Genomic DNA, 7,628 nt, shown 5'->3' with positions numbered 1-7,628 from the left:
CTATCAAGATTTTAATTTCGGTCGTTTTGGGTGCTTTGCTGCTTGCAGGACTCTATGCGCTGTTTGGAAATACCGTCCTGCCGATACTTACCCAACGTATCAAAGATATGTTCAACTATGCAGGCTAACCTGCCGCTCCTGTTGCAGGGCGGTCTTTTTATTGCCCTGCTGCTGGCGGCGACCATCTTTGACATCCGAAAAAGGATCATCCCCGATGCCATCTGTCTCCTCATTGCTATGACAGGCTTTATACTCATTGAGCCAGTGAAGCTGTTGGGCATTCTGGCAGCCTTGCCCTTTCTTCTCGCCGCATTGTTTTTTGGCGGTATGGGTGGGGGCGATATCAAGCTGATGGCTGCATCGGGAATCGTCCTTGGCATCACAGGAGGCATTGCGGCATCCGTTATTGCGCTGACCGCAATGCTTCTTTTTTATGCCGTTTATTCTACAGTGCAAAGGCTGCGAAATCGGGAATACCAAAAATCATTCCCTCTTGCACCCTTTCTAGCCATCGGCTGTATAGCCATATACTTCATGAATATAGGAGGAATCGCTTTATGAGTTTTTTAAAAAACAGGACCGTTCTCGGTATAATCTGCATTGCGCTGTCCCTGATCATCTGTTTTGTAGTAACACCGCTGTTTAATTCCGGCCTATCCCAAAAGGTCGGCATCATCCGTGTAACCAAGGACATCAAAGCAGGGGATCAGATTACCAAGGACAAGGTGCAGACCATTGAAGTAGGCAACTACAATCTGCCAAAGGATGTGGTGAAAAGCACGGATACCGCAGTAGGCAGATATGCAACCACCGATCTGCTCACAGGTGACTATATTTTAAAAGCCAAGCTCGCTGACGTACCTACCGAAGGAAATGCCTATTTATATAACCTGAGCGGGGAAAAACAGGCAATTTCTGTCACCATTAAGAACTTTTCCAATGGTCTATCGGGCAAGCTGATCTCCGGCGACATCGTTTCGGTCATCGCTCCCGACTACAGGAAGCAGGGCACAACAGTCATTCCGGCAGAGCTTCAGTATGTTGAGGTTATTGCAGTCACTGCCAATACCGGCTACGACACGAACGGTGGAAAACAGGCAGCGGATACCATGAAAAACGATAATCAAAAGGCTCTGCCTTCTACCGTAACCCTCCTCGCATCCCCGGAGCAGTCTAAAATTCTTGCCGAGCTTGATTCGGACGGCAAACTCCATCTGTCTCTTGTTTACAGGGGTACGAAAGATAATGCAGCAAAATTTATAGGATCACAAGATGCAGTAATTGCTAAGCTTTATCCAAAGACAGAAGTAAAAAACGAAGCAGTAACCAAGGAGGATACTGCCGTGCCAAAGCAAACCGTACCCAAAAAGGAGACGTCATGATTAATTTTAAAACCGGCAGCATTTTCTCCCGCAAAACCGGCAGTGAACAACAGTCTCCTGAACCGGAATCCGACAACCAGGTGCTGGCCGTATGGGGCAGTCCTTCCTCCGGCAAGACCCTTGTCAGTGTCAAGTTGGCCAAGCATCTCGCAAGCAAGCGAAAGAATGTGGCACTCCTGCTGTGTGATATGACCGCACCACCGCTGCCCTGCATCTGTCCGCCCTCCGATGTCGAATGTGAAAAATCCCTGGGCAGCATCCTTGCTGCAACCCATGTAACGGATAATCTCATCAAGCAAAACTGTGTGCTGCACAAAAAGCAAAGCTATATCACCCTGATCGGCATGCTGAAAGGTGAGAACGTCTTTACTTATCCGCCCTATACGGCAGAGCAGGCAGTGGAGCTGATCGAACATCTAAGAAACGTTGCACCCTATGTCATCATCGACTGCGGCAGCATCATTGCCACAGATATCCTGTCGGCGGTTTCCCTGATGGAATCCGATGCGGTGCTGCGCCTTGTCAACTGTGATTTGAAGTCCATTTCCTATCTGTCCTCGCAGCTTCCTCTGCTGATGGACCAGAAATGGGATGCCGACAAGCAGTATAAAATCGCTTCCAATGTGAAGCAGTATGAGGCCAAGGAGAACATGGAGCAGATATTAAACGGCGTCACCTTTACCATCCCCTACTCGGAGGAAGTGGAGCAGCAGTACCTGTCGGGGGATCTGTTCAAGGATTTGGGACTGAAAGACAGCAAAGGCTTTCGCAAGGAACTTGAAAAAATCAGCAAGGAGGTGTTCGGGATATGAGCATCACTGCAGCGGCAAACCACAGCCTTTTTTTTAGCCCAGACAATACCTCCAAGGATTTCGGAGCCGTACTTCGCGATGTGCAGGAATATATATCAAGCAAATACTCCACCCTCATTCTGGATGGCGGCAAGGATGAGGTCAAGGAGCAGGTCAAACGGTACATCAGCAAATACCTGATGGATTACCGCATAGCCGTAAAGGATATGACCACCGAGCAGCTCATTGATGCGCTCTACACGGAGATGGCTGAATTCAGCTTTTTAACCAAATATATCTTCGGCACCGGCATTGAAGAAATCGATGTAAATGCCTGGAACGACATTGAGGTTCAATATTCCAATGGGCAGACTGTCAAGCTGGACGAACAATTTGACTCCCCTGAACACGCCATCAATGTGGTCCGAAGGATGCTCCATGTATCCGGCATGGTACTGGACAATTCCAGCCCTGCCATCCTCGGACACCTGTCGAAAAACATCCGTATTGCCGTACTGAAAACACCCCTTGTGGACGAGGACGTGGGTGTGGCAGCCTCCATTCGAATTGTCAATCCGCAGCACCTTGGAAAAGCCGACTTTGTCAGAGGCGGCACCGCCACGGAAGAGATGCTGGACTTCCTCTCGGAATGCCTGCGCTATGGCATATCGGTGTGTGTGGCAGGAGCCACCTCCTCGGGCAAGACGACCCTGGCTGGATGGCTGCTGACCACTATCCCCGACTCTAAAAGGATTTTTACCATAGAGAACGGCAGCCGTGAGCTTGCCCTGGTGCGTAAAAAGGACGACAAGATTGTTAACAGTGTCATCCATACCCTCACACGCTCCAGCGAAAATGAGAAGCAGAACATTGATCAGGATAGCCTGCTGGATATGGCGCTGCGGTTTAATCCTGAAATCGTGTGTGTTGGGGAGATGCGTTCCTCGGAAGCCTATACCGCACAGGAGGCAGCGAGAACCGGGCACACCGTGCTGACCACCATCCACAGCAACTCCTGTGAAGCGACATGGCGCAGGATGATCACCCTCTGCAAGAGAAAATACGATATTGCGGATGATACCCTGATGTCCCTTGTCACCGAGGCGTTTCCGATTGTGGTCTTCACCAAGCAGCTTGAAAACAAGCAGCGCAAGATGATGGAAGTGATGGAGTGTGAAATCCTCTCGGATGGACAGAAAAACTTCCGCAGTCTATACCGCTTCAACATCACCGAGAACCGGATGGACGGCGACAGGTTCATTATCAACGGCAGCCATCAACAAGAGAATACAGTTTCCAAGAGCCTGCAAAAGCGTTTTTTAGAAAACGGCATGCCCCAGGAGGTTCTCAATAAAATACTGAAAGGAGGCTCTGAGAGATGAGCCTGCTTCAACTTATTGCCTGTATCGGCATCATTGTTGGTGCTTTTATTCTTCTTAGGCTGTCACCTGTAGAATTTGCCGACAGCCTGTTCAGTTCCCTGACCGCGAGACACCCAAGCATCAAAGCCGAAATCAACGAGGCGACGCAACGGAAAAAGCCTTCCTGTTTCCGAAGAGAAATCATGGAGGTACAGAACATCCTCAAGCTGACTGACCGAAGCAGCCGCTTTTCTCTGATTTGCGTCTGCTCCCTTGGACTGTTCGCGTTGGGTGCCTCCATTGCCATCGTGATGGGAAATATGTTCCTTGTGCCGGTGCTTGCAGGGGGCTTTATGTTCCTGCCCATCTGGTATGTGAAGCTGACGGCAAACCATTACAAGAAAGATATCGCTGCAGAGCTTGAAACCGCTCTGTCCATTATTACAACGGCATACCTCCGGAATGAAGACATCCTGACCGCCGTGGAGGAAAACCTTGACTACTTAAATCCGCCCGTCCGTGATATATTTGCTGAGTTTCTCACGCAGATAAAGATGATCAACCCTGATGTGCATGCGGCCCTGAGAGCAATGAAACCTAAGATTGACAATGAAGTGTTTCAAGAATGGTGTGATGCCATCAGCGCCTGCCAGTATGATCGGGGAATGAAAACCACCCTTACGCCGATTATAAGTAAGCTGTCGGATATGAGAATCGTCAACGCGGAGCTTGAGTACCTTATGTTCGAGCCGAGAAAGGAATTCATCATCATGGTGATCCTCGTCATCGGCAACGTTCCCCTCATGTATGCCCTAAATCATTCTTGGTACAATACGCTGATGCATACGGCGATAGGACAAATCGTTCTTGCGGTGACGGCGGTTTTGATTTTTGTTTCAACAGCTTTTGTGATTAAGCTGACTAAGCCCATCGAGTTTAGGAGGTGAAGATAAATTGATATCCCTACTATTTATATTCGCAGTCTTCCTTGCCCTGGGGCTCTTTTTTGTTTTTGCAGATATCTTAAAGCTGCCAACTGTGAAAGCATCCAAAGCGATGATCAATACAGGGCGGCAAGACAAAAAGTTGTCCAGGACCATGGAAGCGCTGTTCTTGGATGCGGCGGTTAAAGTCTCCAGGCTGATCCGCATGGATGAATACAAGAAAAGCCGTCTGAAAAGCATCCTCAAAGCAGCAGGCATCCAAATGACTCCCGAAACCTACACGGCTTACGCATATGTCAAGACAGGAGCAATATTCCTCGGAATAATCCCCTGTCTTTTGCTTTTACCCCTGCTGTCCCCGGTGCTTGTATTGCTTGCGGTGGCAGTCTATTTCAAAGAGAGTCAAAGAGCCGATGAGTGCCTGAGAGCCAAGAGGGATCTAATTGAAAGCGAGCTGCCGAGGTTTGTAGCCACCGTAGAGCAAGGCTTGAAAAACAGCCGTGATGTGCTGTCCATTCTGGAGAATTTCAAGAAGAATGCAGGTAGCTCTTTCTCTGGTCAATTGGACATTGTCTGCGCGGATATGCGTTCCTCCAGCTACGAAGCAGCACTGACAAGGTTTGAGGCAAGGCTCAATTCCCCGCAACTCTCCGATGTGGTTCGAGGGCTTATCGGTGTGCTTCGTGGCGACGATGGCGCGGTCTATTTTCAGATGATCGCCCATGACTTCAAATTGCTTGAGCTTCAGCGCCTCAAAACCCAGGCACAGAAGATACCGCCCAAAATCCGCATCTTTTCCTTTCTTATACTGATGTGTTTTCTGCTGACCTATCTTATTATCATCGCATTGGAGATCATCAAATCCCTAGGCGGGATGTTTTAAAGGAGGACTGCAAAATGTCTGGAAAGATGCAGACGCTGAAAGGAATCGCCCGAAAGCATGGAAAAGAAACGCTTTTGAATGCTGCCGGATATTACACTTGCATGTGCGTGAAACAGTTGCAGATACCTTCTGTGAGATGGAAAGCAGATGGTATGATCGGCGCAATCAGATTACCGAAGCACAGAAGATGCTGGAGGAATATATCAACGGTAACAGTGTTTTGATACTTCCTCCTTGTTGCGCCGAAGTCAATATAGGGCAGGCACAATCCATGTAAATCTATAAGTGAAGGAGGATATCATGGACAAAAATGACAATACGAAGAAACTGTTTCAGAAAAAGATCGATGCCAACTACGTGGCATATATAAACGACCTTCAAGGTATGACAAGTTCCGAGCTGATAGATAAAGCCGAGAAAATTGCCGCCACCAAGCAAGTCTATCAGGAATTGAAAGACGGTGGCTGCAATACCGACCATCTGGAATACCTGCTGCGCTTTCAAAACCCGCTGGAGGTTGTGCGGGATCAGTGGCTGAATGAACAAGGGAAAGTCTCTAATGAGGATATGGAGTATGTCCTCTGGAGTATTGCTGACAAAAGAGGTGCCGAGCAGGACTATGAGCTGGACGAAGCCTTCTGCGAACCCGAACAGTACAAGGGGATGCGATTATGCTGAAAAAGCTGCACAATAAGCGCGGTGAGGGATACATCGATGTGGCCGTGCTAGTGCTCTGTGCCATGCTGGTACTTGCCCTGGCCGTTAAAGTATTTCCCGTCTACATTGCCAAAAATCAACTGGATACCTTCGCCAATGAGCTGTGCAGGGAGGCTGAAATTGCAGGTCGTGTGGGCAGTGAAACCAGCACAAGAGCACAGGTGCTCCGGGAAAAAACAGGACTTAATCCCACCATCTCATGGTCAAAGACAGGTTGGATACAGCTCAATGAAGAATTCACAGTGACAGTGTCCATGCAGACCAACATCGGACTTTTTGGCGGCTTCGGCTCGTTTCCCATCACCCTGACGGCACAGGCCACCGGAAAAAGCGAGGTATATTGGAAATGAGAAAACTATATGGCATAATAAGGGAAAGGAAGGGGTCGGCATTTCCTCTTGTGGTGGCCATCGCTCTTGCCCTTGTCATCATCATGTGCGGCATTTCGGAGTACATGCGGCTGATGATTATTGCTTCCGGTGTCCGGGATGCCGTCCAGTCCGCCGTGATTGCAGCCGCCAACGACAACTATGATGATGTATACAATGGAGTCCGGGAGGGATATTCAGGAGGATATGCTCTGTCTGGTTCTACATGGGAGGACCGCCTTGACTATGGTGACATTTATGACCGTCTGGACCGGACACTTGGACTGCAAAAAAACGGCGGGGTTCATATTAAGTATGCGGGAGAAACGGTGGAGTTTAAGCTCTCCAACCTCTCGGTAAACATCATTAATGCGCCCTTTGCGCCATCAAATCCCGATGGAGCGCAGAAATTTCTTGCAGATGCAGCCATTACCTTGGAGGTCCCGGTGTCCTTTGGAAGCAAGTCATTGCCTCCCATGCGGATAAACCTCAAGGTAGAGGCCGGATACACCTCTAAATTTTGAATATTCACATCCTTTCACTGGACTTTGGTAAACTCTTCTGGTAGGGTGTGAATTAATAGAGCTAAACTGATTAAAAGGAGGTTAAAAACCCATGAAAAGTATGAACAGCAAAACCAAACGACTGCTTGTAAGCGGATGCCTTGCCATCGTTTGTGTGGTTCTTATAGTTGCAATATCTTCCAGATTTCAAATAGAACCTGTCAAGGAGAATGTAATACCTCCATCTAATACGGTGGCAAACGAGATTACTCCGAACCCCGATTCAACCAAGCCTAATGAAACGGCAGGGAAAAAAGACGAGATCGTGGTGAGCCCAACAGAGTCAGGCACGCCGCAGGGTGGTACATCATCTCAGAATTCTAATGAAATCGTACAGTCCAATACGCCGGAGCCTGTAAAACCGGAACCACCCAAAAAGCCAACACCGCAGGGGGTGGTCACCAATCCGGTAAAGCCTCCCGAATACAAGCCGGAGGATACCACTGTAAGCAAGCCGACAGAATCCAAGGCTGGTGAAAAGAAAGACGGTCAGATATATGTGCCGGGATTTGGTTGGCAGAAAGAAACGGGAGGTCAGGGTACAAAGGTAGGCTCAGATGGTGACATTAATAAACAGGTGGGGTCAATGGATTAGCCATCAAACAATAAAATAAAAACA

Annotated in this window: 12 protein-coding genes; all 12 read left to right on the top strand. The window is 48.6% G+C overall.

The genetic code is table 11. The annotated features are described in order from the left end of the window. On the top strand, positions 1 to 128 hold a 128-nt coding region (locus UF75_RS30050; protein ID WP_242860203.1), incomplete at its 5' end, for a DUF6133 family protein. Next, entirely contained in the window at positions 118 to 561 is a 444-nt protein-coding gene (locus UF75_RS11640) for an A24 family peptidase (protein ID WP_045574771.1), read from the top strand. The genes UF75_RS30050 and UF75_RS11640, both read left to right, overlap by 11 nt. After that, complete coding sequence (gene cpaB / locus UF75_RS11635; protein ID WP_045574770.1) at positions 558 to 1,382, top strand: Flp pilus assembly protein CpaB; 825 nt, start codon at positions 558 to 560, stop codon at positions 1,380 to 1,382. Before UF75_RS11640 ends, cpaB begins: the two co-directional genes overlap by 4 nt. Next, positions 1,379 to 2,194: an ATPase AAA gene (locus UF75_RS11630; protein ID WP_045574769.1), complete on the top strand. Its 816-nt coding sequence runs from the start codon at positions 1,379 to 1,381 to the stop codon at positions 2,192 to 2,194. Before cpaB ends, UF75_RS11630 begins: the two co-directional genes overlap by 4 nt. Continuing rightward, positions 2,191 to 3,555 (top strand): ATPase, T2SS/T4P/T4SS family, encoded by a 1,365-nt coding sequence (locus tag UF75_RS11625; RefSeq protein WP_045574768.1) that lies wholly within the window; start codon positions 2,191 to 2,193, stop codon positions 3,553 to 3,555. Before UF75_RS11630 ends, UF75_RS11625 begins: the two co-directional genes overlap by 4 nt. After that, complete coding sequence (locus UF75_RS11620; protein WP_045574767.1) at positions 3,552 to 4,481, top strand: hypothetical protein; 930 nt, start codon at positions 3,552 to 3,554, stop codon at positions 4,479 to 4,481. The genes UF75_RS11625 and UF75_RS11620 overlap by 4 nt, the downstream gene beginning before the upstream one ends. 7 nt (positions 4,482 to 4,488) lie before the next feature. Next, positions 4,489 to 5,361 carry a hypothetical protein gene (locus UF75_RS11615; protein ID WP_045574766.1) on the top strand — a complete coding sequence of 291 codons (873 nt, stop codon included), beginning with the start codon at positions 4,489 to 4,491 and terminating at the stop codon, positions 5,359 to 5,361. Between the two features lie 103 nt (positions 5,362 to 5,464). After that, the gene (locus tag UF75_RS28220) at positions 5,465 to 5,638 is read left to right on the top strand and encodes a hypothetical protein (RefSeq protein ID WP_156146392.1); all 174 of its coding nucleotides are present in this window, start codon (positions 5,465 to 5,467) and stop codon (positions 5,636 to 5,638) included. 23 nt (positions 5,639 to 5,661) lie between these two features. Then, the gene (locus UF75_RS11605) at positions 5,662 to 6,039 is read left to right on the top strand and encodes a DUF3848 domain-containing protein (protein ID WP_045574764.1); all 378 of its coding nucleotides are present in this window, start codon (positions 5,662 to 5,664) and stop codon (positions 6,037 to 6,039) included. Next, positions 6,033 to 6,428, top strand: a complete 396-nt coding sequence (locus UF75_RS11600; protein ID WP_045574763.1) for a DUF4320 family protein — start codon at positions 6,033 to 6,035, stop codon at positions 6,426 to 6,428. The genes UF75_RS11605 and UF75_RS11600 overlap by 7 nt, the downstream gene beginning before the upstream one ends. Beyond that, positions 6,425 to 6,970 carry a hypothetical protein gene (locus tag UF75_RS11595; RefSeq protein ID WP_197079383.1) on the top strand — a complete coding sequence of 182 codons (546 nt, stop codon included), beginning with the start codon at positions 6,425 to 6,427 and terminating at the stop codon, positions 6,968 to 6,970. Before UF75_RS11600 ends, UF75_RS11595 begins: the two co-directional genes overlap by 4 nt. A gap of 91 nt (positions 6,971 to 7,061) precedes the next feature. Further along, the gene (locus tag UF75_RS11590; RefSeq protein ID WP_045574761.1) at positions 7,062 to 7,604 is read left to right on the top strand and encodes a DUF6550 family protein; all 543 of its coding nucleotides are present in this window, start codon (positions 7,062 to 7,064) and stop codon (positions 7,602 to 7,604) included. Positions 7,605 to 7,628 lie beyond the last annotated feature (24 nt).

The organism is Desulfosporosinus sp. I2 (assembly GCF_000960765.1).
GTDB lineage: Bacteria > Bacillota > Desulfitobacteriia > Desulfitobacteriales > Desulfitobacteriaceae > Desulfosporosinus.
The sequence above is the reverse complement of the archived record's forward strand: the minus strand, read 5'-3'. Positions and strand labels throughout refer to the sequence as shown.

What these genes read in the sequence shown, in the direction of transcription:
- UF75_RS11640 (WP_045574771.1), top strand. Translation starts at nt 118, where the DNA reads ATGCAGGCTAACCTGCCGCTCCTGTTGCAGGGCGGTCTTTTTATTGCC.
- cpaB (WP_045574770.1), top strand. Translation starts at nt 558, where the DNA reads ATGAGTTTTTTAAAAAACAGGACCGTTCTCGGTATAATCTGCATTGCG.
- UF75_RS11630 (WP_045574769.1), top strand. Translation starts at nt 1,379, where the DNA reads ATGATTAATTTTAAAACCGGCAGCATTTTCTCCCGCAAAACCGGCAGT.
- UF75_RS11625 (WP_045574768.1), top strand. Translation starts at nt 2,191, where the DNA reads ATGAGCATCACTGCAGCGGCAAACCACAGCCTTTTTTTTAGCCCAGAC.
- UF75_RS11620 (WP_045574767.1), top strand. Translation starts at nt 3,552, where the DNA reads ATGAGCCTGCTTCAACTTATTGCCTGTATCGGCATCATTGTTGGTGCT.
- UF75_RS11605 (WP_045574764.1), top strand. Translation starts at nt 5,662, where the DNA reads ATGGACAAAAATGACAATACGAAGAAACTGTTTCAGAAAAAGATCGAT.
- UF75_RS11600 (WP_045574763.1), top strand. Translation starts at nt 6,033, where the DNA reads ATGCTGAAAAAGCTGCACAATAAGCGCGGTGAGGGATACATCGATGTG.
- UF75_RS11595 (WP_197079383.1), top strand. Translation starts at nt 6,425, where the DNA reads ATGAGAAAACTATATGGCATAATAAGGGAAAGGAAGGGGTCGGCATTT.
- UF75_RS11590 (WP_045574761.1), top strand. Translation starts at nt 7,062, where the DNA reads ATGAAAAGTATGAACAGCAAAACCAAACGACTGCTTGTAAGCGGATGC.